This window comes from Gilvimarinus algae (genome assembly GCF_030518215.1).
In the GTDB taxonomy this organism is placed as follows: Bacteria; Pseudomonadota; Gammaproteobacteria; order Pseudomonadales; family Cellvibrionaceae; genus Gilvimarinus; species Gilvimarinus algae.
Genome location: NZ_JAULRT010000032.1, coordinates 174,652 through 200,514 on the forward strand (window position 1 = coordinate 174,652; position 25,863 = coordinate 200,514).

General features: G+C 58.3%; 19 protein-coding genes and 1 tRNA gene. 7 read left to right on the forward strand and 13 right to left on the reverse strand.

The features are described 5' to 3' along the window. Nucleotides 1-30 precede the first annotated feature (30 nt). Nucleotides 31-1,140, reverse strand: a complete 1,110-nt coding sequence (locus tag QWI16_RS02195) for a DUF418 domain-containing protein (protein ID WP_302711089.1) — start codon at nucleotides 1,138-1,140, stop codon at nucleotides 31-33. Nucleotides 1,141-1,226: 86 nt separating this feature from the next. Here QWI16_RS02195 and QWI16_RS02200 point away from each other — a divergent pair, with 86 nt between their 5' ends. After that, nucleotides 1,227-1,823, forward strand: coding sequence for a TetR/AcrR family transcriptional regulator (locus QWI16_RS02200; protein ID WP_302711090.1), 597 nt, complete (start codon nucleotides 1,227-1,229; stop codon nucleotides 1,821-1,823). A gap of 74 nt (nucleotides 1,824-1,897) precedes the next feature. After that, nucleotides 1,898-2,365, forward strand: a complete 468-nt coding sequence (locus tag QWI16_RS02205) for a hypothetical protein (RefSeq protein ID WP_302711091.1) — start codon at nucleotides 1,898-1,900, stop codon at nucleotides 2,363-2,365. 3 nt (nucleotides 2,366-2,368) lie between these two features. Here the strand turns inward: QWI16_RS02205 and QWI16_RS02210 are convergent, their stop codons facing one another. The 5 genes from QWI16_RS02210 to gcvT form a co-directional block, all read right to left on the reverse strand. Continuing rightward, a complete protein-coding gene (locus QWI16_RS02210) occupies nucleotides 2,369-2,749 on the reverse strand; it encodes a hypothetical protein (RefSeq protein WP_302711092.1) in 381 nt (126 codons plus the stop codon). Between the two features lie 71 nt (nucleotides 2,750-2,820). Continuing rightward, a complete protein-coding gene (locus QWI16_RS02215) occupies nucleotides 2,821-3,240 on the reverse strand; it encodes a DUF1801 domain-containing protein (RefSeq protein ID WP_302711093.1) in 420 nt (139 codons plus the stop codon). Between the two features lie 181 nt (nucleotides 3,241-3,421). Continuing rightward, nucleotides 3,422-3,700, reverse strand: a complete 279-nt coding sequence (locus tag QWI16_RS02220; protein ID WP_302711094.1) for a hypothetical protein — start codon at nucleotides 3,698-3,700, stop codon at nucleotides 3,422-3,424. A 4-nt stretch (nucleotides 3,701-3,704) separates the two neighbouring features. Next, nucleotides 3,705-4,097, reverse strand: a complete 393-nt coding sequence (gene gcvH / locus QWI16_RS02225; protein WP_302711095.1) for a glycine cleavage system protein GcvH — start codon at nucleotides 4,095-4,097, stop codon at nucleotides 3,705-3,707. Nucleotides 4,098-4,115: 18 nt separating this feature from the next. Then, on the reverse strand, nucleotides 4,116-5,204 hold the full coding sequence (gene gcvT / locus QWI16_RS02230; RefSeq protein WP_302711096.1) for a glycine cleavage system aminomethyltransferase GcvT: 1,089 nt from the start codon (nucleotides 5,202-5,204) through the stop codon (nucleotides 4,116-4,118). 159 nt (nucleotides 5,205-5,363) lie between these two features. Here gcvT and QWI16_RS02235 point away from each other — a divergent pair, with 159 nt between their 5' ends. The 4 genes from QWI16_RS02235 (at nucleotide 5,364) to QWI16_RS02250 (ending at nucleotide 9,116) form a co-directional block, all read left to right on the forward strand. Next, nucleotides 5,364-7,583 carry an AsmA family protein gene (locus tag QWI16_RS02235; RefSeq protein WP_302711097.1) on the forward strand — a complete coding sequence of 740 codons (2,220 nt, stop codon included), beginning with the start codon at nucleotides 5,364-5,366 and terminating at the stop codon, nucleotides 7,581-7,583. After that, nucleotides 7,580-8,653, forward strand: a complete 1,074-nt coding sequence (mutY, locus tag QWI16_RS02240) for an A/G-specific adenine glycosylase (RefSeq protein WP_302711098.1) — start codon at nucleotides 7,580-7,582, stop codon at nucleotides 8,651-8,653. Before QWI16_RS02235 ends, mutY begins: the two co-directional genes overlap by 4 nt. Before the next feature lie 26 nt (nucleotides 8,654-8,679). Next, nucleotides 8,680-8,958 carry an oxidative damage protection protein gene (locus QWI16_RS02245; protein ID WP_302711099.1) on the forward strand — a complete coding sequence of 93 codons (279 nt, stop codon included), beginning with the start codon at nucleotides 8,680-8,682 and terminating at the stop codon, nucleotides 8,956-8,958. 82 nt (nucleotides 8,959-9,040) lie between these two features. Beyond that, nucleotides 9,041-9,116: transfer RNA gene (locus QWI16_RS02250), tRNA-Phe, on the forward strand. A 560-nt stretch (nucleotides 9,117-9,676) separates the two neighbouring features. Here QWI16_RS02250 and QWI16_RS02255 read toward each other — a convergent pair. The 5 genes from QWI16_RS02255 to QWI16_RS02275 all read right to left on the reverse strand — a co-directional run bounded on the left by QWI16_RS02255 (nucleotide 9,677) and on the right by QWI16_RS02275 (nucleotide 22,251). Then, a complete protein-coding gene (locus QWI16_RS02255) occupies nucleotides 9,677-11,086 on the reverse strand; it encodes a sensor domain-containing diguanylate cyclase (RefSeq protein WP_302711324.1) in 1,410 nt (469 codons plus the stop codon). Next, nucleotides 11,086-17,385 (reverse strand): putative Ig domain-containing protein, encoded by a 6,300-nt coding sequence (locus QWI16_RS02260; RefSeq protein WP_302711101.1) that lies wholly within the window; start codon nucleotides 17,383-17,385, stop codon nucleotides 11,086-11,088. Before QWI16_RS02260 ends, QWI16_RS02255 begins: the two co-directional genes overlap by 1 nt. Nucleotides 17,386-17,546: 161 nt before the next feature. Continuing rightward, on the reverse strand, nucleotides 17,547-18,371 hold the full coding sequence (locus QWI16_RS02265; RefSeq protein ID WP_302711102.1) for an efflux RND transporter periplasmic adaptor subunit: 825 nt from the start codon (nucleotides 18,369-18,371) through the stop codon (nucleotides 17,547-17,549). Nucleotides 18,372-18,438: 67 nt separating this feature from the next. Continuing rightward, a complete protein-coding gene (locus QWI16_RS02270) occupies nucleotides 18,439-20,568 on the reverse strand; it encodes an HlyD family secretion protein (protein ID WP_302711103.1) in 2,130 nt (709 codons plus the stop codon). 3 nt (nucleotides 20,569-20,571) lie between these two features. After that, on the reverse strand, nucleotides 20,572-22,251 hold the full coding sequence (locus tag QWI16_RS02275) for an efflux RND transporter periplasmic adaptor subunit (protein WP_302711104.1): 1,680 nt from the start codon (nucleotides 22,249-22,251) through the stop codon (nucleotides 20,572-20,574). Nucleotides 22,252-22,564: 313 nt separating this feature from the next. Between QWI16_RS02275 and QWI16_RS02280 the strand changes: the two genes are divergently transcribed. Then, nucleotides 22,565-23,923 (forward strand): sugar MFS transporter, encoded by a 1,359-nt coding sequence (locus QWI16_RS02280; RefSeq protein ID WP_302711105.1) that lies wholly within the window; start codon nucleotides 22,565-22,567, stop codon nucleotides 23,921-23,923. Nucleotides 23,924-23,978: 55 nt separating this feature from the next. On the opposite strand, the gene QWI16_RS02285 is transcribed toward QWI16_RS02280, so the two are convergent. Together QWI16_RS02285 and QWI16_RS02290 are read right to left on the reverse strand one after the other, a co-directional pair. Further along, a complete protein-coding gene (locus QWI16_RS02285; protein ID WP_302711106.1) occupies nucleotides 23,979-24,758 on the reverse strand; it encodes a polysaccharide deacetylase family protein in 780 nt (259 codons plus the stop codon). Between the two features lie 82 nt (nucleotides 24,759-24,840). Next, a complete protein-coding gene (locus tag QWI16_RS02290; RefSeq protein WP_302711107.1) occupies nucleotides 24,841-25,701 on the reverse strand; it encodes an AraC family transcriptional regulator in 861 nt (286 codons plus the stop codon). Nucleotides 25,702-25,863: the final 162 nt, after the last annotated feature.

A 25,863-nucleotide genomic window follows, 5' to 3' on the forward strand; every position in this document is an offset into this window, starting at 1 on the left:
GCCCCCGTTTTTATTTGTGCAGGCGCGAACTTATTTGACGATACGCAAAGCCGGCTCCAGTGGTCCGCGGCCAAACCGTTGTGCCCATAGGCTAACGGCCAGTAAGCTTGCCAGCGCGACCAGGCAGGAAGCCGCCAGCGTTTGCCCATGGCTGAGTTGATCAAACAGTCCCAGGCCGTAACCGCCAAATACCCACCCCGCTATCACACCCTGTAACACGTAGCTCGATAGACTGTTGCGCCCCGCGCGAACCAGCCACAACGGCATGGGCCAACGCCTCACCACATGAACAATGATCCATAGGTATACAGCGGTGAGCGCCGGCGCCCCAAACGCCATGGATAAAAACCCCAGCAATTCCGCTAGCTCCCCGTACCATAAGCCGCTGGTGGTCAAGCCGTAGAGAAGGTTAGTCGCAACGGCCAGGCAGGCAAGCCTGGGTAGGTGCCGGCCAAGAGCGGCAAACGCCTCGCTGCCTGGCTCAAAGAAACGTGTTTTAGCGGCGGCGAGGCCTGCGCTAAACGCCGCCAGTGCCATTGGCCCTTGCAAGAGTACCAGCCCCGCCAAGGTGCCGGGCCAGTACGCCAGTCGGTAGGCGAGGGTTTGTGCAAAACTGCCGCCGAGCCGGGCATCGGTCAAGTAGTCTACTGGCATAGCGTCCGGACTTGAGGCCAGCAGTGCGAAGGCGAAGAGCGTTATGACCGCCAGGCACAGCAAACCAGTGGACACGCTAAGCAGAGTAACACTGCTGGCGCGGCGCAGCGGCCAGAGCAGTACGCCTAGGGCGGCGTAAAGCAGCAGAATGTCGCCGGTAAAAACGAGCAGGCCGTGCGCAACTCCCAGCAGCGCCAGCACTGCGAGGCGGGAAAAGTATCTGGGCGCCCTGGCTTTGTCGTGCGCGAGAGAGGAAATCCCCATCCCCCAGCCAAACAGAAAAGAAAACAGTAGAAAAAACTTCATATGCAAAAAGCCGGCGAGAAAAAACGTTACCCATTGGCTCTCCACTGAGGCAGGGCTCACTATCGCCTCCATGGGATAGGCGATAAAGGGCACATTGACCAGACATATGCCGATCAAAGCACAGGTGCGCACACTGTCGACCTCGGCGTTGCGGTTGGGGGGGCATGGGGCTTTCTCCATAAAGCGAATGATCGTTCTTTTATTCTTGTCGCACTCTGTCAAATGTGTCAAGATAAAAAGAACGATCATTCACATAATGGTAGGTTATGCGAACACCCGACGACAAACTTGCGGCCCGGCGGCGCGAGCAAATTCTGGCCGCGGCCTATCGCTGCTTTGTTCGCACTGGCTTTCACAGCACGGGCATGAAGGCCATCTGCACAGAGGCCGGTCTGAGCCCCGGTGCGGTCTACCGGTATTTTCCCGGAAAAAGCGATATCATTAGCGCTCTCGTCGCCAGTGAGCAAAAGCACGTGGATCGGGCGCTGGAAAAACTGGCCAGCGCAAAAGACCCGGCAAAGGCGCTGGTGCGCTTTGCCGGGCAGTTGGCAAAAGACGCCTGCAAAGAGCCAGAGAATATTCTCGCTACTGAAATCTTCGCCGAGGCTTGCCGCGACCAACAAATCGCGGCCATACTGCGCGCCAGCGAACAGGCGTTGGTGGAGGCATTGCACCGTTGGATCGTGAGTGCCGTACAGGCCAAAACGCTGGCGCTGCACATCAAGCCGCTGGATATGGCGCAGCTGGTGGTATCGCTCGGCTATGGCGTGAGCAGTTATCATTTGCTTGATCAGCGTTTCGGTGCGAGTAAGGCTGCCGAGCTTGTGCAGCAAGCCGTTAAGGCGCAAATACAACACGGTTAACCCGGCTTTTTTAGGGCGAGATGAGGGCAGGTAGGCACGCCGTTCTCTCTGCCAAGGAAACAGGAAAGAAAACTATGCAAGACAGGAATCTTTGGCTCTTGGTCGGTGGGCTTCTGGCGCTGGGCGCCGCACTCATGCATCTGGCCATTATTGTTGGTGGCGCCGATTGGTACCGCTTTTTTGGCGCGGGCGAACAGATGGCGCAAATGGCCGAAAGCGGCAGCGCCTACCCGGCAATGGTCACTGGCACCATCGCGCTGATACTGGCCAGCTGGGGGTGTTATGGATTATCCGGTGCGGGTGCGATGCCGCGGCTGCCATTCCTGCGCGCGGCGTTGGTGGTGATTACCGCGGTTTTTCTCGCCCGCGCTCTTTTTGGCATTCCCGCCGTGCTCTATTTTGACTCGCCCTACTTTCAGGAGCTTGGGCACACCATGACGTTTATGGTGGTCTCCTCTAGCATTTGCCTGGTGTATAGCCTTTGCTATCTTGTCGGTACCTGTAAGGCGTGGCCCTCACTGAAAAAACGTAAAGCGCTTTAAACGCTAATAACCGATCAACTCGGCGGTGAGCTCAATCCGCTCGGGGGTAATTCTCGCCTCAACTCGGGTGCCAGCGGTAAAGTAAACGGGTGTCTCACTGTCAATGCGTGTGCCATCGGCGAGGGTGGCTTCAAACTGCATGGCGGCTTCGTCGTTGACGGTAAAGGTGACTGAGGCGGAAGGCGGCAAAGTGCCGAGGCTTTTTTGCCGGTCGCGCCAAGTTGCGGTCACGGCAGCGGGGTGGGGCGTGTCATTGTGAACCGTAAACGATGGCGTGGTGATCACCGGTGTCAATAAATAGAGCGCCGCGCCGAGGCACGCCGCTAGCCCCGCGCAGGTAATAAGGATCATTGCGAACATTCGGCGCAGCCGTTTAGTGGTCATCGAGCCTCTCGTCTTGCACTATCAATGGTATACATTTTTTATTTCTCGCAGTCCGGGGCCGGTCTTATACTTCAGAAAATTCGCTTTTGTGCGCCTAGCAGCGGCAGGTGTTTAACCCGGTGGTAGGTCAGCGCCAGCTCAATGCAGTGTTGCAGCGGGCCGCGCGGCAGGGGTTCGGCTAGGGCAAGCACGATGGCCCGGTTTTTCTGAAAGGTCAGTTGATCTGCGTAAAGCTCGCGAAAGCAGTCTACCAGTTTGCTCTGGCAGTGAAAGAACAGGTAATAGTGCTCCGGCGTCGCCGCCTTCCAATCCATGCGTATAGGGCTGCCCGTTTTAACGCTGTAGCTCGGCTCGCCCCATTTAATGCTCTCCTCTACTGGCTCCAGCTGTAGGATCTCTGCACTCTCTAAAATCAGAGCTCTTAGGGATAGCATTAGCGGGAGCACATGGACGGGGTAGCGGTTAAAGATATCTTTTACGATGTTCTCCATGGGCCACTCCCGCTTTGTTCGCTTCTTAAAGTAAGTCAGGGTTTCAGTCTTGACAGGTGCAGTTAAACCTCAGCTAAAAGAATTCAATCTATTCGGAATTCAATCTATTCGATAGGAACGCACTTTTGCCTTGATAAAAGTAAGAAGGTTAACAGCTTGAGCACGATTGAATGTTGCCTTCCTACTTATTCCCCCAGATCTTCGCCACAGCGCGATCTTCCCCCAAGGCTCCGACAATCAGCCCATAGAGACCTGCAAGGGTGAATACCACAACGGGAAAGTAGTAACCGGGGTCGGCGTCGGCGGGGATGAGCCAGGCGGCGAGCAGACCGAGAAAGGTAAATACAGCGCCGAAAAACAGCAGAACTTTGCGGCTCAGGGGCTTGTAGTGGTAGGGCTCATTGCCCGCCTCCAGGGGGGCGAGCAATGGGCGGCAGAGGTGTCGCAGTGCGTTTTTCACGCGCTTACTCGTCTGCTTCTATGGCGGCCTGGTAGCCGGCGGCGTCCAGTGCGTCTTCCAGCTCGGAAAGATCGCTGGGCTTGACCTTGTAGAACCAGCCGTCGTCGTAGGGCGACTCGTTGACCTGTTCGGGGGCGTCTTCCAGCGATTCGTTAACGGCGATGACTTCGCCAGAGATGGGCGAGTAAATGTCCGAGGCCGCTTTTACGGATTCCACTACACCGGCTTCCTCTCCAGCGTTCACCGTGGCGCCGAGCTCGGGGGTTTCTACGTAGACCACATCACCCAGACTCTCCTGGGCGTGGTCGGTAATGCCGATGGTGACGGTGCCGTCCTCTTCTACACGAGCCCACTCGTGGCTCGGCAGGTATTTCAGTTCGTTGCGAATGTCGCTCATGGTGGTGTCCTGTGACTGTTAAACGAGAGCTTGTCCGTGGCGGACAAAATTGGGTTTGACGATGCTAACGGCCAGAGCTTTACCGCGCACATCCACGCTGGCCTCGCCGCTGGCGCCGGCCGGCACGCGGGCCATGGCAATAGAGTAGCCCAGAGTGGGCGAAAAGGTACCACTGGTGATTACGCCGGTGCGCTCGCTACCGGGCACTCTGACGCTCTGGCCAGCCCGCAAGACGCCGCGGCCCGTCAGCACCAGGCCTACCAGAGTGTCGCTGGCGCCCTCGCGGCGCTGCGCTTCCAGAGCACCGCGGCCGATAAAGTCCCGCTCGGTGGGTTCCCAGGCGATGGTCCAGCCCATGTTGGCGGCCAGCGGGGAGGTGGCGTCGTCCATTTCGTGGCCGTAGAGGTTCATGCCGGCCTCAAGGCGCAGCGTGTCGCGCGCGCCCAGTCCGCAGGGGACGACCCCGGCGTCGATCAGCGCTTGCCAAACGCTGGGTGCATCGGCCTCGGGCAGCAGGATTTCCAGGCCATCCTCGCCAGTGTAGCCGGTTCGTGCAAAGAACCAGCCGCCCTCATCTTTGCCTGTGAATACACTGAGCTGGTCGATCAGCTCCGCGCGCCCGGCGCTGACACATTGTTTGACGATCTCAAGGGCCTTGGGGCCCTGCACGGCCATCATACTCAGTTCGGTGCGCTCGTTGATGTGTACATCAAGGCCACTGGCCTGCTGGCTCATCCAGGCGAGGTCTTTGTCGCGAGTGGCGCAGTTGACGATCACGCGGTACCAGCCCTGCAGATGATAGACGATCAGGTCGTCGATAACGCCGCCGGCCTCGTTGAGCATGGCGCTGTAGAGGGCCTTGCCGGGCTTGTCATCCAGCCTGGCGACGTCGTTGGCCAGCAGCCGGCGCAGATACTGGCGTGCATCGGCGCCAGTGACGTCCACCACGGTCATGTGCGAGACGTCAAAGAGGCCGGCGTGGCGGCGCACCTGATGGTGTTCTTCAATTTGCGAGCCGTAATTGATCGGCATGTCCCAGCCGCCAAAGTCCACCATCTTGCCGCCGGCGTCGATGTGGCTCTGGTAGAGGGCGGTTCTGTGTCCCATGGGTTGTCCCGTATCTGGCTGGTGAGTCGTGCAAAGGGCGCTATTTTAGCGCGAGCGGCGGGGGGATAACTACCCCGCAATCTTGAGGAAATTTGCGGTAAATACGCGGTCGAAAGGTGCTATGCTCCTTACCAATTGTTCTGACACGGAGTCTTTTCAGTGAAACTGGTGTTAAAAGTTCTGCTGGGTTTGGTGTTGCTGGTTGTGCTGGCCGTTGCAGTGGTCTTCCTCTGGCTGGACCCCAATGTGTTCAAACCCCGTATCGAGGCGCTCGCGAGCGAGCAGGGTGTGCACCTGGAGATTCGCGGCGACCTGTCCTGGCAGTTCTGGCCGAGTGTGGGTATCGAGATCAATGATATTGCGCTAGCCAGCGCGCAGACACCCAATGAGCCTCTGGCGAGCCTGGCCAGTGCCAGCTTGCTGGTTGCCACTCGCCCCCTGTTTGACGGCGAGCTGGTGGTCGAGCACTTGCTGGTGGAAGGCGCGCGGGTGGATCTGGTCAGTGACGCCCAGGGTCGTGGCAACTGGGAAAATCTGACTCGCGCTAACGCTGAAGCCTCCCCCGAGGATCTGGCCCGGGCGAAGGCCGCTGGGGCGGACCGCGCTACCGCCCTACCTTCTGGCGAAGAAGCGTCTAGTTCCGACGAACCAAAGCCGGAGGGTGAATCCGGCCAGGCACTGAAGCTGGCGGTAGAGCGCATCAGCATTGCCGATACCGAGGTGAGCTTTAAGGATGAAGCGAAAGGCTCCCACACCAAGGCCCGGCTGGCTTCGCTGGTGCTGAATGGCTTTAACCTGGAAGATCGACCCTTTGATCTGAGCCTGGATGCCAGCGCCGAGGTGAACGACCCCGCTGCCTTTGCCAAGCCCCTTGTGGCCGAAGTGCATCTGGAGGCGCAAATGCAGGTGGACGCCGCCATCAACCGTTTTGTGCTTGCCGGTGGACAATTGGCGCTGACCCTTGGTGACGGCGCCAGTCAGGCCAGAGTGGCAACGGAGTTCGCTCTGACGGTAGAAGGCTTACAGGAGCAGCTCCGGTATACCGGCCAGTTGGCGGTGGAGCCGGTGAACCTCAAGGCTCTTTTGGCGAGCCTCGGGCAGGCCGTGCCGGAAACGGCCCGGGAAGACGCGCTGACGCGCCTGTCGTTTAGTACCGATGTCGTCGGCAGTAAGAATGCGCTGACATTGGCGCCGCTGGAAATGACGCTGGACGACACCACCTTTTCCGGCGAGCTGGCCGTGACCGATATCAGTAAACAGGCACTGCTGGTGACTCTGGCTGGCAATAGCATCAATGTTGACCACTATCTGCCGCCGCCCGCGCCGGACGCTGAGGCCGGCTCCTCTTCCAGCGCGCCCAAAGGCAAGGCGCCCGCTGCCGAGACACCGCCCGAAGCGCCTATACCCCTGGAGCCGATTCGCGCGCTCAACGCCCAAGTGAGCCTGGACTTGGCCAAGGCCATCGTCAACAAGCTTACCTTTGAAAACCTCAGGCTGCGGTTGAGCGCCAAAGATGGCCTGGTGCAGCTGAGCGAGGCCAGCCTGGATACCTATCAGGGGCACTTGCAAGCGGATGCGACCTTTGATGCCAGGGGCAATAAAGCCAAGGCGGCGTTTAACGCGGATATGGCCGGGGTGCGCTTGCAGCCGCTGCTGGCGGATCTGGAAATGAATGAAAAGGTCCAACTCACCGGTGCGCTCAACCTTGACGCGACGGGCACAACCAGCGGTGTGCTGGCATCCGAGCTGTTTGAAAAACTGGTGGCCGAAGCGCGCTTTAGTGGCGCTGAGGTGACCTTCGCGCCGATCAATGTGGAAAAGTACTTTTGCAAAATGGTATCGCTGGTGCGGGACGAGGCGCAGAGCGAAGACGGCAAAACCTCAGAGGAGCGCGAGTGGCCCGAGTTCACGCCCCTGCGCGCGCTGGAGGGCCGCGTTAATATTCGCGACCAGAAGGTGACGGTGGATAATTTCTCGGCGGGCGTAGAGCAATTGCTGCTGGCCACTCAGGGTAACCTGGATCTCGCCGGGCAAACCTACGATTTTCGCCTGCCACTGACATTGCTGGAGAAGGCCACCAGCGAGCAGGGCTGCACCGTCAAGAGCAACTACTGGCTCAACCGCAGCTTGTCGCTTTTGCGCTGTAAGGGATCGCTGGAAAACCTGCAGCCGCTGAAAGATTGCGGCCTGGACAGCAAGGCGTTAGAGTCGCTCACCGCCGACTACGCCAAGTATCGGGTGCAAAAGGAGCTGGTGCGCAAACTCGGTGGCGACAACAAAAACGGTGAGAACAAAGACGGCGAAAGCACGGGACAAGACGACACCAGCAAGGCTGTAGAAGGTCTGCTGAACCGGTTTCTGAAAAAAGACAAAGAATGAGCGATGCGTTTGCCGCGTCCGTGCTGGAGTGGTTTGACCAGCACGGACGCAAACACCTGCCCTGGCAGAAAAACATAACCCCCTACCGGGTTTGGTTGTCGGAGATCATGCTGCAGCAGACTCAGGTGACCACCGTTATCCCCTACTTTGAGCGCTTTACCTGGCACTTTGCCACGGTGGAGGCCCTGGCCGCGGCGCCGCTGGATGACGTGCTGCACCTGTGGACCGGCCTGGGCTATTACGCTCGCGCCCGCAATCTGCACAAGTGCGCCCAGCAGGTGGTGGCTGAGTACGGCGGCACTTTCCCCGACACCGTAGAGGCGCTGGCTGCACTGCCGGGCATCGGCGAGTCCACGGCCGGGGCCATCGTCAGTATTGCCTACCGAAAACACGCCGCCATACTCGACGGCAACGTCAAACGGGTGCTTGCCCGTTACCATGCCATCGACGGCTGGCCGGGGCAGAGCGCCACCCTACAGGCTCTCTGGACCAAGGCGCGTGAGAACACGCCCAAGCGCCGCTGCCACGATTACACCCAGGCCATGATGGATCTTGGGTCCATGCTCTGTACCCGAAGCCGCCCGGCCTGCGAGTTATGCCCGGTAGGTGATGGCTGTGTTGCCCGAGCCACGGGCACCCAGGGGCGCTATCCCGGCAAAAAGCCAAAAAAGGACAAGCCGGTCAAGACTACCTATTTGCTCATGCTGCGCTCGCCCGCGGGCGAGCTGTTGCTGGAACAGCGCCCGGCCACGGGCATTTGGGGCGGGCTTTGGAGTTTTCCCGAGCTGCCGCTGGACGATGACCTTGCCAGCCACTGCCGCGAGCGTTACGGTGAGCCCGCGCAGCTGGAGACTTGGGATAGTTACCGCCACACCTTTAGCCACTATCATCTGGATATTACGCCGGTGCTGATTCAGCTCGGGCGCTCACCCGACACAGTGATGGAAGCGCAGCAAACACTTTGGTATAACGTGCACCAACCCGAGTCTGTGGGCCTGGCAGCACCGGTTAAAAAGTTGTTGGACAAGCTGGCTGAACTTGGGCCTCTGGGGGCTAACGGCCGTCCTTAGCCCACTAAAGCATTGCAGGAGTCGCTATGAGTCGCACGGTATTTTGCCGCAAGTACAAGCAGGAACTGCCCGGGCTGGATCAGCCCCCGTACCCCGGCGCCAAGGGACAGGACATCTATCAAAATGTCAGCGCCAAGGCCTGGCAGGAATGGCTGGCGCACCAGACCATGCTGATCAACGAGAAGCAGTTAAACCTGATGGAGACCGGTACCCGCGTTTACCTTGGTGAACAAATGACCAAATTTCTTTCCGGTGAGGACTACGATGCCGCCGAGGGCTATGTCCCTCCGCCCCAGAGTAAATAATTTTGCCCCAGGCCCTTGACTCCAAAAGTCGCAAACGGTTTAATACGCGCCTCTTGTGACCGGGGACTCCCCGTATAACAAGGCCCAGATAGCTCAGTCGGTAGAGCAGTGGATTGAAAATCCTCGTGTCGGTGGTTCGATTCCGCCTCTGGGCACCATACAAATTAAAAGGCTCGGTCTTCGGATCGGGCCTTTTTTGTTTTTACTGGCTTGGTGCGGACGAAATCGAACCAGCTCTTTATGGTGGTTCGATTCACTCGGGCCATCCCTGGCCCTCGCCCTTCGGGCAGCATAGCTGTGAATCGCGGCCTCCTGCCGCACTTTCCGCCTCTGGGCACCATACAAATTAAAAGGCTCGGTCTTCGGATCGGGCCTTTTTTGTTTTTACTGGCTCGGTGCGGGCGAAATCGAACCAGCTTTTTATGGTGGTTTGACCGAATGCGCCGCATTCAGCAATGAGCGTAGCGAAACCCGAAGGGGCCAACTCGCGGTTGAGCGAGTTGGATTCTTCACTCGGGCCTCAGCCCAGGCTGCCTTCTCTGCTTTCAGCATTCACCTTGTCCCTGGCCCTCGCCCTTCGGGCAGCAAAGCTGTGAATCGCGGCCTCCTGCCGCGCTTTCCGCCTCTGGGCACCATACAAATTAAAAGGCTCGGTCTTCGGATCGGGCTTTTTGGTCTTTTGATTCGCCTAGGCTGCTGGTGTGAAGGTTTTCTATGCTTACTGCTGAGCTTGCCAGAGGGTCACGCGATTGCGACCGTTTTCTTTGGATTGGTAAAGGGCCTCGTCCGCACGTTGTATCAGTTCGTTGGGGGTGTGAATACCGGAGCGCACTGAGCTGATACCGAAACTTGAGGTCACTTGCACGCCGTCGCAGTCGCGCGCCTGTATCTCTGTGCGGCAGCGCTCGGCAATCTGGCTGGCCTGCTCTAGGTTACTGCCGGGCAGAATAATGCAGAACTCTTCACCGCCAAAACGGGCGACCGAGTCGCCTTCGCGCACAATGTGTTTGACGGTTTGCGCCACGGTCTTGATCACTTCATCGCCGACGCTGTGGCCGTGAGTGTCATTGATGCGCTTGAAGTGATCAATGTCGAGCATGATGCAGCACAATTCACCTCTGTGGTTTTGCGCATCGATAAACGCTTGATTGAGGGCCTGGCGCAGAGCGCGTCGGTTCAGGCAACCGGTCAACGGATCGTGGGAGGCGAGGTGCTCGAGCTTGCGGGTTTTTTCTTCCAGTTCGGAGACGTCGCTAAAGCTGGCAATAATGCCCTGCGCTTTGCCTTTGGCATCGGTAATGGGTACGGAGTTGACGCGAAACACTAACGGGTGCTTTTTGTCGTTGCCAAGCAGCAGGCGCGCGCCGGTAACGCGATCGCCGGCGTTCAGGGTGCGCAGCCAAGGCAGTTCGCTGTTTTCGTGCGTTTGCCATCCGAGGCTGCTGGCTTTACGACCGAGCAGTGACTTTTCACTCATCTGCAGGTATTCGGCGATAACTTTGTTGGCCAGCACCACCTGTTCGCGCTTGTCGAGAATGAGTACGCCCTCGGCCAAAACATTGAGCGCATTGCGCACCCGTTCGGGAACCACCGAGCTCGGGTCGAGGTAGCGCAGAGTGCGGCCGATCAGCAAGCGGTAGCTGATAAAACCGACAATCAGAATAAAAACCGCTAAAAGGAGTTGGCGAGGCAGGCCGAAGTAGCTGGTGTCCTGTCGGTTCAGTGGCTCGAAGGCCAGTTCCAAGTGACCGAGTTGTTGTCCGGCCATAAACAGGGGAATGCGCGCGTAGCGTTCAGTGGAGTGTTCGTCGGTGGCGGCGGGCCACAGCTCGCCGTGGCGCGGCGTATAGACGGCGAGCTCTCCGCCGGTGGAGCGCACCGCTGCCGAGAGAATATTGTCGTTGCGCTCGACGGCGTTTTCCAGCAGCTGCTTGACCAGAACCTCGTCTTTGCGCGAGTAGGCGAGAAGCGTCTGAAAGGCGAGGGTCTCTGCGAGGTTCTGGCGCGCCTCAAGCTGACTTTTGCGCAGGTCAGGGGTCAAGCCGAGCACTTGCGCGATCAAGAGTATGGACACGGTGAGCAATAACAGCCCCAGGCTGAGACGCACGGCTGGCGTTATCTTTAGCATCACGAGTGTTTCTCCGCGGTGTGTTTACCCGCATTGTCGAACAGATAGCCTACTTCGCTGCGGCTTTTGTCCTCCCGGCGTTTGTCCTTGCGCTGCTTTTCCAGCTCGCGTTTTTTCCGGTTGACGTCTTCCAGTATGGGGAGAGGGTCCAGTCCGCGCCACAGCGGCAACATGGACATCAGAGCCAGTAACAGGCTGCTGGCTCTGAGCGCCCAGAGCAGTAACCCGGTGCCCAGTGACAGGGAAACCGCGGCCATCATTTGCTCGCGCTGTTTTTGCTCGGTATAGGCTTGCTCCATTTGCTGGCGGCTTTCGTCCAGAGACTGGTTGAACTCGGCGATATCACTGGGAGCAAGGTGCAGGTTCATCTCATCCATCAAACCGATCAGTGGCGATTGTGTCTGCAGTTGTGCAGCCTGCAACTCATCGGGCTCAGCGTCAGTATTGCTTTGCGAGGATTCGGGGTCGTCGTCCGGCTCTTGGTACTCGAACATTGAATCCGCCTCGGGCAGCTCGGCGGGGAGGTTCGGTGGCAATAAACTGGCCGGATCGAGAATCAGCTCGTTTTCCGGCACGGCGGTTTCCGGCTCCGGCCGGCTGCCAGTGTCGATGGGCGGCGGAGGCATCACCTCGATGTCCACGTCGGGTGTGGACGGATCCTCCGGGCCCGAACCACCGCCGCCCGGCGTGAGAGGGTTATCGGTGGGTGGGTTTGTCTCATCGCCAGTCTCCTGCACCTGGATAATCAAGGAGCGCTCGACCCAGGCGCCCTGATCATCGGTAGCCCGCAGCGTGATTACCGTGACGCCGCCGGCGGAGCCACTGGCATTGATCAGCAGTGAACCGGTTGCACTGTCCAGCCCCACCACTTGCGCGACCTGCGGGTTACTGTTGGCGGTGACCGCGTAGTTGAGCTCGTAGCCCTGTTCGACATCGAAAAAACCGCCCCAAAAACCGGCGGGAATCGTCCCCGATTGTGCGTCCATCACAACGTCATTGAGGCTCATGTCGGTGACCACGGGCGGGTCATTTACGGCGGCGACAAACACGCGCAACCTGGCCTCAAGTTGGGCGCCCTCAGCCGTGCTCGCCTGCAAGGTGATCAGGCTCTGGCCATTGGCGTTGGCGGCGTAATCGAGTACCAGCGTACCGTTTTGCGGGTTGAGAGTGACGCTGGAAAACAGCTCGCTATTGCTGTTACCCGCGACGGACACGCTCACAGCGTCTGTACCCAGCGCATCGGCAAGCTCGGACCAGAGCGCCACGGTGGTGTTCTCCGCATCTTCAAGCACATTAATGTCGTCGAGCACTACGGAGGCCGGCGGGGCTGGGCGTATGGTTAGGGTAAAGAAATCCTCGGCTGGCGGTGAGCTGCTGCCATCGCTGGCGCGCAGTGTCAGCGCCAATTCGCCGCTGTCACCAGGGCCCGGTGTACCGCTCAACAGGCCGTTGACGACATCAAAGTTCAACCAGGGCGGGAGCGCCGAGCCATCGGCCCGGAGCATCACCAGTGTCAGCGGATCGCCGTCGGCATCGGCAAACACATCGTCCGGCAGCGTGAGAGAAAAGGGCTCGCTCACCTGAGCCATCTGGTCGGCAAGAGGATTCACCAGCTCTGGTGGTTGGTTACTGTCCAGTACTGTGAGCACAAAGGTGTCGCTGACACTTTCGTCGCCCAGCGTGGCGGTGAGTGTCAGGCTCAGTGTGCCTATGTCAGCGTCTGTGGCAACGCCTGAAAGGGTAAGGGTTTGTGGATCAAAGTTAAGCCATGCGGGTAGGGCTCCGCCTTGGGTTTGCAGTGTGTATTGGGGTGTGCTGCCCTGCGGAAAACTAAAGGTATCCGCAGCCAGGGTATAGCGATAGGAAACACCCGAGTCCGTTCGCTGGTCGGGAACGGGCTGGTTTAAGCGCAGTTCGGCCTCCGCCTCGGCGATGACCAGTTCAAAAGTGTCGCTGGCGCTGGCGCCGTCCGGGTCTTCTGCTCGGATTTCAAGGATAAAGCGACCAGCTTGCGGCGACTGGCTAACAAACTCGCCGGTGCCGGCATCGAAGCTCAGCCAGTCGGGCAAAGCACTGCCGCCGAGCAGACGGGCGGACAATTGCAGCGGGTCGCCATCGGGGTCGATAAAGGTATTGGCCGGCAATCGAAATTGCAGCGGCAGGTTTTCGCTGCCGGCTTGATCGCTCAGCGGCAGGTTCAGGCGCGGCGCGTCATTAACCGCCGCCACCGCGACAGTGAAATCGGCACTGGCCGGTGCGCCGCCATTGCCATCGTCTGCCAGTACGCGAATGTCCAGCGGCTGTGTGTCGTTGTTACCCGGCGTGCCGCTGAACGTTCTGGTGGCGGTATCAAAATTGAGCCAGCTCGGCAGCGCTGTGCCGCTGGTGAGTGTGGCGGAGTAGCTCAGAAGGTCGCCGTCGCCGTCGGCAAACGTGTTGACCGGTACCTGAAAGGAAAAGAGCTCACCCTCGGTGGCGAGCTGATCGGCGAGCGGGTTGACAAGCTGCGGGCTGTCGTTGGTGTTGAGTACCACAATGTCGAAGACTTGCACCGCTGGTATGCCGCCGTTGCCGTCGTCTGCGAACAGCTCAATGCTAAGCGTGCCCACATCGGCATTGCCCGGTGTGCCGGTAAAGCTGCGCGTTGTGACATCAAAACTCAACCAGGCTGGCAGTGCGCCGCCGCCAGCGAGCTGCGCGCTGTAGCTCAGGGCATCGCCGTCGTCATCGGCAAACGTGTTGGCGGCAAACTGAAAGTTAAAAGCGGTATCTTCTGTCGCTGTCTGGTTGGCAATGGGGTTGGCCACTTGTGGGTCATCATTTATGTTGACGACCTCTAAGGAAAACACATTGCTGGTGGCGCTGCCGCCATTGCCATCGCTGGCGACCACTTCAATGCTGAGGGTGCCGGTATCGGCATTGGCGGGCGTGCCGCTGAAGGTGCGGGTGGCGCTGTCGAAGCTGAGCCAGGCCGGCAGCGCCGCGCCGCCGCTCAGACGCGCTGTGTAGCTGAGGGCATCGCCATCGTCGTCACTGAAAACCGTGTTGGCAAACTGAAAACTAAAGGGAGTGTCTTCGGTGGCCTGTTGATCGGCGATGGTCTCGACGGCGACTGGGGCGTCGTTGGTGTTGATGACCGTGAGGACGAAGCTATCCATGGCTGCCGCGCCGCCTTTACCGTCGCTGGCAATGAGCTCTATGGTGATACTGCCAACGTCGTCATTGGTTGGGGTGCCGCTAAAGGTGCGGGTGGCGCTATTAAAGTTGAGCCAGCTCGGCAGTGCGCCGCCGCCAACGAGCTGAGCAGTGTAGGCCAGTGAGTCAGCATCGTCGTCGCGAAAGGTGGCGGTGGAAAACTGAAAGCTGTAGGGCGTGTCTTCCGTCGCGACTTGGTCGGCAATCGGCTGCACGAGCTGAGGGTCATCATTGGTATCGATGACTTCCAGCAGGAAAGTATCGACTGCGGGGCTGCCGCCGTTACCGTCACTGGCGATGACCTCGATCACCAGTGTTCCCGCATCGGCTCCGGTGGGGGTGCCGCTGAAAGTACGCGAGGCCGCGTCAAAGCTGAGCCAGTCGGGCAGTGCCGCGCCGCCAGCGAGCTGGGCGCTGTAACTCAGAAGGTCCAGATCGGAGTCGCCAAAGGTATTGGGGGGGAATGTGTAGCTGTAGGGCTCATTGTCGTTTGTGGTTTGGTCGGGTATTGGATACTCGACAATCGGATCATCGTTGGTATTGGCGATGACGAGTTCGAAGGATTCTTTGGCGATGCCACCATGGCCATCATTGGCAAAAACATCAATGGTCCAGGTAATGGAATCGCTCTCACCCGGTGTGCCATAAAAACGTCGGTTGGCCGCATCGAAGGTCAACCAAGGGGGCAGAGGGTCACCGCCCGACAGTAACGCCGAATAAGCCAGGGAATCGCCATCGGCATCGGTAAAGGTGTTGGCGGCGAAGGTAAAATCAAAGAACACGTCCTCGGCGCCGCTTTGGTCTGGGATGGCGTTGCTGATGAGGGGCGTAGTGTTGGTGCCGGCGACTTGAAAGGCGAGGTCGCGCCCTGGATCGCCGATGCCGTTGTGATTGTAGTATTGATAGCCTGCGTAGACATCGGTGTTGTGTATGCCGACAAAGACCAGTGGGTCGGCATTGCTGCCGCTGGCGGCCACGCGAATAAAATACTCTTGGCCGACATTCAGCTCCGTGTTGCCCATGTCGAACGATTGCCAAGACAGCGTATCGGTCAGCACATCGGAGGATAAGGTGTTGGAGGCGAGCACACTGCCGCCGTAACCGCTTAACAACTCGAGCGTGACAGTTTGTGTCGATGTATCGATGGCGCCGGGGTTGGCGCGCAGCAGTACGGATATGTTGTCGACCACATAGGTGCCGCTGCCATCGTTTTCGGCAAAGCTTTGATAGGCGTCCTGCCCGGCGGCAATGCCGGTGCTGTCGGCGGCTGCGCCCGAGCTTTCAAAAATTTCATCGTCGTCCGCCGGCTGTCCTGCAACGGTCAGGGTGAAGCTGTCACTGGCCGGTGTACCGCCATTGCCGTCGTCGGCGAAAACCTCAATATCAACAGCGCCTATATCGCCATTGCCCGGAGTGCCGCTAAAGGTTCGGGTTGTGCTGTCGAAGTTCAGCCAGCTTGGCAGTGCGCCGCCGCCAACCAGGGCGGCGGAATAACTGAGTACATCGCCGGCGTCTTCGTCGCCGAAATAGTCGGCGGGAATGGTAAAGCTGGTGGCGTTGTTTTCCGTTGCAATTTGATCTCGCAGTGGGAAGCGCACAAAAGGATCGTCGTTGGTGTTGACGATGGTCAGGGTAAAGGTGTCGGTGCTGCTCGCACCGTGATTGTCGATGGCGATGACTTCGACATTCATGGTGCCGATATCGTCGGCGCGCGGTGTGCCACTGAATGTCAGGGTCTGATCGTTGAAGACCAGCCAGTCGAGTGAGCCGCCGCCGGCGAGCTGAGCGCGGTAGCGCAGAGTGTCATTGTTGTCCGGGTCGGAAAACATGTTGGCCGGCAGGGTGTAGCTGAAAGGCGCATCCTCGGCAATGGTCTGGTCGGTGGTGGGGTTATTCAGCACGGGGCCAAGGTTCACACCGTCGTCTTCGCTGACTTTGAACGCCAAGTCCCAGCCATCGGTATTAATGGCACCGCCATCGATATAGGCTGCACCGTTGTAGCGGTTGCTGTTGTGCGAACCCACCAGGATTTCACCGTCGTTGGCATCGGTGCTGACACGAATGTAGTAGGCCTGACCATCGTTGAGGTTGATCTCGGCAAAACTGAAGGTGTGCCATTCAAATCCTGTGTCGCTGATCTGTGCCGACTCGATACTGGCGCTGGCGAGAGCGGCGCCATCCCAGGCGTCACTGATTTGTACGGTCACTGTCTGCGGCTCTGCACTTTGATAACGGGCCAGTTGCAGCGAGACTTCGTTGACGGCGTAGGTACTGCCGGGGCTGTCGTAGACGTACACCTGGCCGACGTTATTGCTGGCCGAAACATTCAGAAACTGATTGCCGCTGTCGACGAACACATGATTGGTATCAATCAGCAGGCTTTTCCAGTGACTCAGGGCGAGGCTGCTGCCCAGGCTGTTTGACTCGACTTGCCCGGTGTGAAATTCCAGCTCCCAGTCACCGCCCAGCTCGCTGTGGCCGGTCGCATCAGTGCTGGCGGCGACGTCGGCACCTGTTAGATCGCCTATCCTGGTCAGTAGGCTGTGGCCCTGTGGGTTGGCGGCGAGGTGGCATCCGTAAAGGAGTATGTCGGCGCTTTCGCTTAAGCTGTTACGCCATTCGGCGAGCGGTTGGCTGTAGGTCTCAATGGTGGCGTCATTGAGCTGAGTGTTACCCAGCTGCAGGCTGCCCGCGTTGCTGTGAGTGAGAATATGCAGACTATCCAGATTGCGGTAGGTCTCAAGTAGGGTACTGATCTGCTCAATGCCGCTGGAGTCGCCGTCGATAAAGACAATATCTGTCTGGTTATGACTGGCGTCTTGTGCCAGTGAGTCGGCCAGTTGTTGGTAATCGTCAACCCGGGTGTCGATGATGATTAACTGTCGCGTCTCGAGCCTTGACTGGCGGGCGGCATCATCATTGTCTGGGTCGGCGCTGTGGTAAACCTGCAGCAAGTCCGTCTGGTGGGCGCTGTCGAGCAGCAACCAGTCTTCTGAGTAGGTGTCGTCCAGCAATAGGCCATCCGCTGTTGCAGAGAACAGCAAGCGCGGTTCAAGAGGCTCGATTAACGGTCGCCTCCTGTGACCTGGCGCCTTTAGTGGCATGGGTGGCTCCTGAATGGGGTGTCCCCGGTTGAATGGCCTTTCCCTGTCACTGCATTTAGTGTGTTGACATCCTACTTCCAGTGTAGATTCTAGCGCCAAACGGCGCTGCCGGGTGATGTGCTGACAGAACAATTTATCGCAAAAAATCGCTACTTATAACCTTAGGGCGCTTCAATACCCGAAAACTTCAGGGTGCAGCGCAAGCCGCTGGGCACTGACTGCTCCGGGTTGGGGAAGATCAGCTCAATACCAAAGGTGTTACTGGGCCCGTCGATGGTACGGTCAACCCTATCGACCTCCAGCGCTACACTCTGGCTGCGCTGGGCCAGCTCCGGGGTGAGCGCGGCGCGCGTCCCCGGGACAATCTTCCCGTAGAGCGAGGCAGGGGCATAGGCTTTAACCCGCAGGGGGTCCAGCTGCGCCACCCTGACCACAGGCTCGCTGTCGATGTGCTCACCGGGCTCTTTGAATCGTTCCACAACAACGCCGGCCGTGGAACTGGTGATCGTATAGCGGGCCAGGTTCTGCTCGGCGCGCTCGTGCTCCAGTTGCGCTTGGCGCTGGCGATCTTTTGCCTGCTCAAGGCGCTGCCGGGCCAGGGCGTATTCGGTGGTCACTTTGTCGAGTTCGGCGGCCGAGGCGGCGTTCTTTTTCTGCAGATCGGTGACCCGGTCGAGGCTGCGCTCGGCAAACTCCAGCGCCAGCTGTTGTGCGGTAATGTCACTGGTGAGCTCGGCCTGGAGCTTGCGTAGTTGCACGGTCGCGGCCTCCAAGCCGGACTCGAGCCGGGCAATTACATCGCCGGCGTTTACCTGAGAATTTTTCTCCACCAGCACATCGCTCAACACCCCTTCTACAGCGCTGCTGATGTCCACCTCGACAAAGGGCTCAATGCGACAGTTGAGGTTGAGTGGCTCGCTCAGGGCGGGCAGTGCGGTCAGTGCGAGGCACAGCGGTAAGCATCGAAAAATAGAAACTGTTCTCATGGCTGCCTGTTTTTCATTTATTTATTTCCTTGATCTTAGCATAGGTCCTGCGGAGTGTTTTTTGGCATTAGTGGTCCAGCTGGCTGATGAACAGTTGACGCAGGGCCCGCCACCAGCGAAAGGCCAGAGGTTCGGGTGCGTGATGGAACTGCAAATAGGCCCTCTGACCGTAGTGTTGATCAGTGAGAGGCTCATCGAGGATCACGTCCACAAGGAACACCATTTGTTCTGTGGTGGTGCCCGACTCGTCTTTCAGGCTAACGGCAAGGTTGCCGCCGCCAAGACTGCCCAGTACGGCGCTGGGCAGAGTGAATGTGCCCCCGGGAACCTCGCTCGATATTCGGCCGTGGTACGTCTGCGACAATACGCCTGCCAATTTGATTTCGATGTCGCGGGTGGCTTCACGCACCAAACCAATTTGCTGTTGAGTCAGTGCAACCCGAATCTTTCGCGCTTTAGCCGGTACCACATACGCCAGGATGTCGCCCTCGCGCAGGTACTGACCGACAAGCTCATGGTGGTCGGCAAAATACACTCTGCCAGCACTCGGGCTGGTAAGGGTCAAAGAGGTGAGCTGGCGATCTAAGTGCTCGAGCTCGCTTTGCAGCGCGCGGATTTGCTCAGACACAATGCCCGCTTCTGAGCGATTTTGGGCCCAGCTTTGCTGATACTGGAGCTTGAATTTCTCAAGATCGAGCGCCGCTATTTGCCGCTCATGCTTTAACTCTTCATTGCGCAAAACGGCGAGCGGCTGTCCGACTGCTGCGGTTTGGCCGTGAGTGGCCTCTAAGGTCTCAACAAATCCCGGCGCTGTTGCCAAGGCCCGGCTATCCTCCGGCAGCCAGACAACGCCATTCGCCTCTGTGGCCAGAGGCAGCGGCAGCACAAACAGCACAACAAGCAACATCGCAGGCGCCGCGATCAGAAAGCTGATCGCGCGGCTTCGCTGGCCTTTGAGCTGCGAGAAGCTTTGGCGCAGACTTTTACTCGCCGGCAGCAGCAGTTGAAAGAACAGCATCCACACTGCCAGAACGAGCGCGAGCGCCAATGAATAGCCGGCAATAAGATAGAAAATAACGGCGAAAATAAGCCAGCGGTAGCCGAGCGCCAAAAGACCGTAGAGCGTCAGCGCCAGGGCTCCTCTGCGGTTGTGAGCCACCGCCCTGGTGCTTGCCAGACCTAAGCCGTAGCGGTTCAACAGATACGCCAGCTGCGACTTTGCCCGGGCGGCTAGATTGGGCGTTTCGAGAGCGTCGCAGAGTAAGTGGTAACCATCGAACTTGAGCAGCGGATTGCCGTTGAACAAAAGCGTGGAAATACTGCCCAGGAGCACGACGTTATAGAGCAGTTTCTGGATCAGTCCGGGCTCAACCGCCAGCCACAAAAGCAGCGCTACGGCGGCGAGGAACAGCTCAACCGCCATGCCAGCCGCACCCACCATAAGGCGGCGGTGCTTCTGTGCAAAACCAGAAGCGGCGGTAGCGTCCATGTAGGGTAGGGGAACGCCAAGAATAAATACCACACCGCAGTCGTAGATCTCACCGCCCCACACTTTTGTGAACAGGCCGTGCCCCAGTTCGTGCACGATTTTTAACGCGGGGTAGGTCAGCCAGAGTAGCAACAGGTTGCTTGGGCTCAGCAGCACTTCAAGGCTGGTGCTGCTGAGCTCTTCCCAGTGCACAAACGCCTGTATCAGTGCCCAGCCGACAATCCCCAGCCAGAGCAAGCCCATGGTCCGGCTCGCGAGAATTCGGGCCAGCCATTGAAGCCTGCTCAGCCATGGGTCCGGGCTGCCGAAGGATATGCGCCAGGTAATGGGGTTGGCGAGACGTTGAAGCCAGCGGCGTTTGCGCGAGTCAGTGCGCCGTTGGAACAGTGCATTGACGTCGGCAGGTAGGTCGCAAATCAACAAATCCGCCACATAGAGATATTGCAGCAGAGCCAGGGCATCGGCTTGTTCGGGCAGCGGCTGGTGGCCTTGAGCCTCGAGCCGGTGACGGGCAACGGCGAGCAGTTGCGCGAGAGTTTTGTGCCCGTCCATGGCCTCGAGCATTTCATAGGCGGCGGGGTCGAGCTTATGGAATCGCGCTTTGGCTTTGTCGTGCAAGACATAGGCTTGTTGCCCTTGGTAAAGGCGCGGCTGGATCTCGATATGACGGACCAGCGATGGGCGCAGTGAACGGAGTTTATCCCACACGGCTTACCACCAGAGCGCGAGCCGAAGCCAATCGATGATGTCATGAAGCCAAATCCAGGCGAGCGAGCGTTTACCCGCTCTGATTTTTGCGGTTCCTGTCATGCCGGGTCTTAACAGGTCGCTGGGCGCTCTGAGCTGAGCTTCAACGCGAAAATAATTGCGTCCGGCTCTGACGCTGCTGACCGGAGTAATGCGCTCCACGGTGAATCCAAAGCGCTGCTCCGGGAGGCTGACCAGCGCAACAGACCCCTCTTGCTCGAGTGCGACTTTTGCGATGTCACGCTCGTCGACGTAAATCACCACCCGAAAGCCATCTGTGCTCGCAACTTCAAACAAAATGTCGCCGCGATTGACCGGCCGGCCAAGGGATTGGCTGATGTCGTCTGACACGAGCAGGCCGGAAATGGGAGAGCTCAGCTCTGTGCGCTCCAGAGTTTCATCGAGCAGGGCCAGGCGGGCCTGTGCCTGCTCGATTTGGGTGGATTTGATTGCGGCTTCGGCGCGTTCACCGTTGGCCAGGGCGTTGTTGTATTCCTGTCGATACTGCTGCAGTTCACTTACCTGTTGGCGGCGCTCGAGTTGCAGGTCGTTCTGTTTTAGGCGCGCCAGAATCTGGCCCTCTTGCACCGTATCTCCGGGGCGAGCACTTATGGACTCCAGATAGCCGTCCAGGGCGGCGGTGATGCTGACCTTGCGGCTGCCCTCAAGCTCGGCTTGGCCGGCAATGCGGTACTCAAAGGGCAAGCTCAGGATCAGGGCCAGCGTCAGCAAGGCGCCTCCGGCAGCCCAGAGCAGACCGCGGCGGTTCTGCCTTAAAGCCTGCTTTACCCATCCGGCGTTCCCGCCACCGGTGCGCAGGGCCAGCCACTGAGCGAGGGCGGGCAGCAGCGATTCGAGTTGGCGCTGCGCACTTTCTCCCTCCGTGTGTCTGTCTTGGAACATCAGAGTGATGACGCCCTGAGTGTGCTCGCCGCTGCGCAGCAGCAGCGACTCCACCCGCTTATATCCGGTTTCGCGTAGTAGCTGGCGGTGAGCGTCCAGCTCTGGTTTGTCTATATCGGGGGCGCTAATATTGCTGTTAGCGCGATTCAGGCAGCTCTCTTCCATGGCGCGAGTTAGCCTGCGGTAATCATCGGTGTGACGATTGATCTCGGCGGTGTTGGATATCGCCAAGATACGGGTTTTCTTTGCCCCGTAACTGGCCAGAGCTACCCGATCGGCGCCGAGCTGGTGGCAGAGTCGGTTGACGAGCAGGTTGGCGGCCTCATCCAGGTCGCGCGCTCGCAGAAGCTCATACAGTAATGGCTCCGTGGCCGGAGTTTGCTCGACGGTGCAAAGAGGCAGCCACTTTTCCGCCCACTTGATCTTTGCGAGGCTGCGCGTCAAACGCGCGCGGTTCTGTACAGTGGCGGTGATCACTGTCACGCCCCACAACCGCTCGCCGCTGAACAACGGGTGCGCTAGGGCGACATCCCGGCCGTGTTGACTGAGGCTCAATCTGCCACTCGCCTTGGCCTTTTGCCCCGCCTGCACTAACTCCCGCTCTGGTACTTGGCCCTCGGGCCAGCTTGCGAGGATCTTGAGATGGCCTTGCTCGAGCTGAAACAAAACCGCCTTTTGCGTGTCTGGCAAAAGGTGGCGCAGCAGTTGAAGCCAGCTGGTGTAAGAGGGCGTATTTGGCATATTCCTCACTATAGGCCAGTTTGTTATCGCTTTTTTATCTATCATATAAGCGAATGGCGCAATATGCCACATTTGTGTGATATTTGAGCGGCAGGAGGCCAACCCAACCCGCTCTTCGACTAGACTCTCGGGCGCAAGGTATCGGTGCTATTAATGTTTGACAACGTTGTCTTTGCGGGGTACTGTCGCCGATACGGGTATACTTGCTGTACGAAGGCGAAGACTTCAGAGTGCAAGGGCATCTATAACCTCAAAGAATAACGACGCTGAAATGCCTGCATTAGCGGGTATGGCTGGAATTGGGTAAATCGATATGACTGAGCAAAAATCATCGCAGTTTAGCGGAAGTGTGGCTGTGCCTATGGCCATCGTGGCTGGCCTGTTCTTTATTTTCGGGTTTATCACTTGGCTGAACGGGGCGCTTGTGCCCTTCTTGCAGACCCTGTGCGACCTTTCCGCGTTTCAGGCTATGTTGGTGGCCTCGGCTTTCTATATCGCCTATGTGGTGATGGCGCTACCTATGGCGACGATCATCGAGCGTACCGGCTATAAAAATGGTATGTCCCTCGGTCTGTTTATTGCGGCCGTAGGTGCTCTGATTGTGATTCCAGCGGCCTATGCGCGCGAGTTTTCGATTTTCCTGCTGGCTCAATTTGTTATAGGCTCGGGCTTGACCATTTTACAGACGGCCTCCAACCCTTATGTCGTGAAGTTGGGGCCAGCAGAATCTGCAGCGGTGCGCATCAGCGTCATGGGTACGCTCAATAAGGGCGCGGGCATTGTCGCGCCTATTGTGTTTTCCATCTTAGTACTTTCCGGCATTGATGGTGTATCAGAGGCAGAACTTGCCGTTTTGAGTGAGTCGGCACGCGATGCCAAGCTTGATGAGTTGTCTCAGCAGTTGGTCGGCCCCTACATTGGCATGGCTATTAGTCTGGTAGTCCTGGGGCTCGCAATGTTCTTTGCGCCCATCCCCGATATTGAAGACGAAGTACTCGAGGGGCAGGAAAACGACAGCATCAGTATGAGCGGTGTTTTCCAGTTTCCGTCGTTGGTTTTCGGTGCCCTGGCCTTGTTTTTCTACGTGGGCGTCGAGGTGATTGCGGGCGATGCGATCGGACTTTTGGGTAAGCAAGCTGGCTTGCCGAACTCTATTAACTCATCCCTGACGTCGCTGACCATGGTATTCATGGTGATTGGCTACATTACCGGTATGCTGACAATTCCGAGATTTATCAGCCAGCAGGCCGCTTTGATGTTGTCGGCGGTGCTGGGGATTATTTTCTCGCTGCTGGTGATTGTGATGCCGCTTGAACTGAATGTGGCTCCGGGTCAGACGGCGACTTTTGCCGATATTCCGCCGGCGGTTTATTGCGTAGCCTTGATGGGGCTGGCTAATGCTATGTGCTGGCCGACGATCTGGCCGCTAGCGCTGAACGGCCTGGGGCGCTATACCTCAAAAGGTGCGGCTCTGTTGATCATGGGTATTGCCGGTGGTGCGGTACTGCCGCCTATTTACGGTCACTTTGCCGATACCGGAGATGGCCAGCTGGCGTTCCTGGTGGCGGTGCCAGCTTACTTGTTTATCTTGTTCTATGCGCTGAAAGGTCACAAGATGGTGCGTTGGAAGAACGGTGATGCCAGCAACGCTGAGGCCGCCGAGCGCGCTTAAGCTTGCACAGTTGCCGGTTACGAAGGAAAAGCCCAGACCAATGTCTGGGCTTTTTTTATTTGTCTGCGGGCTGCTGCGCATTGACGTGGCGCATGATGGTCCTGTAGGTGTCTGTCCAGTAAATATCGCGGTTGGCATCGAGAAACGTGAGCAGCTCGGCGTGGGCTTCACTGGAAACCGCGAGATGATCGCCACCGATTCCGTGAAAAATAATTTGAATTAGCCCTCCATCTTTTGCCTCACGTTTTACAAAGTCAATCAACTCTTTGCCGCTTTGCCCGTCTGGCAGTGCCAGGGAAGAAAATCCCTTTGGCAGGCTTGTCTCTGCACCTTTAATGGAAATAAACAAATCGCGTACGTCCGGGAGATAATTTCCGTCACTGGTTTCGGTATGTCCGCAAGGCGGTGTGAAAGTACGCTCTTGCTGGCCGTCGATGGCCAGCAAATAACCGTTGGCCAGCATGACTTCTGCGCGCATTTGGGCCCGGGTGCGTTTGTCCATATCATTAAAGGGGAGCACCCAGTCAGTGCCCGGCTGTGATTTGCTACAGGGGTGATAGAGCGTGTGGTTGCCAAGTTCATGGCCATTGGCCGCTGCGGTGCGCCATTCGCCCAGGCGTGCGCTAACGACGTCGGAGGCGAGCGTCAGATAGAAAGAGCCTCTCAGGTTGTGTTGTTCCAGAGCCGGTATGGCATTGTCCAGTTGGCTGTTGAGCGCGTCGTCGTAGGAGAGACTGACGGCGGCCTTCTGACCGTTAGGCCAGGTGATCGTTGCTGAAGAGGCGGCGCTTGAGCAAAACAGCAAAGCGGCCGCTGCCCAGAGTGGTCTTTTCATTATCGTTCCTCTGAAGTGGGTGAGGCCTGAGAGTAGCCGATTTAGCCCGGCTGAGCCAGAGTTCAGCCGGGCACTCTAGAGGCTACTGCAGGGGCAGATAAATTTTAGTCACCAGCTGCGGGGGTGGCGTGTCGCGCGGATCGTTCAGATACTCTTCAAAGGGGGGTTCATTGCGGGCCTCCCGACCGGAATGGGGCAGCCAGGAGCCATAGAGCCATTCATAAACCTGCTCAAGATCGGAGTAGGGACCAGTAAAAGTTAGCACTGCGCATTCCCCACCGCCTACCGCGGCGCAGGTGAAACCGGTGGGCAGGTCGTCTCCGGTGGTGCTGATGCCGGCCAGAGCCCGCAATTGGCTTTTGTCTTCAGAGCCTGGGTCATCGTAGTAGATACCAATGCTACGTGTGTCCGGTCCAAGCAGGCTGTGGCTTGAGGCCAGGGCGAATAGCTTTTCAAAGGTTTGACCAATATCCAAATAATCGCCTTGATGCGGTAAACCGGCAAGCGATACCGGAGTGACTTGGCTGATTTCAACGTTGTAGTTCATAGGGTAGTCCTTGAATTGAGTGGGGGTTGTCGAAGTCCAGTCTCCCGCTGGCAGTCGACGCTGTCTAAATCGGCTGGGTGGCTCGCCATAGGTGGTGGTAAAGGCGCGGGTCAGCGCTTGCGCACTCGCGTAACCGACTTCCTGGGCAATGGTTGCCACTGGGTGTGAACTCCGGCTGAGCAGACAGGCCGCTTGGTGCAGGCGCAGACGTTTGAGGCTCTGGTGCAGGCTCTCGCGCATCAGCTCCCGATAAATTCTCTGGAAGTGAAAGGGAGAAAAGTGGGCGATCTCGGCCAGTTTCTCAGCATCGAGATCCTCACCGAGGTGGTGCCAGAGATAATCCAACACGCGAACAACGCGCTCGCGGTATTGCTCGAGGGTTACCGGCTTTCTCATTTTACTCTCCCTTCTCTTCGCGCAAAGCGCTGTCTGATCGTCACTGTATCTTTTCACTGCTTGATAAATCCTGCGGACTTTTTCTTGACGTTGCCGTTGTCATATTTGCAAAGACTTTACTAGGAATGGATTTTTACATGCTTCACGCTACTCGACTTTACG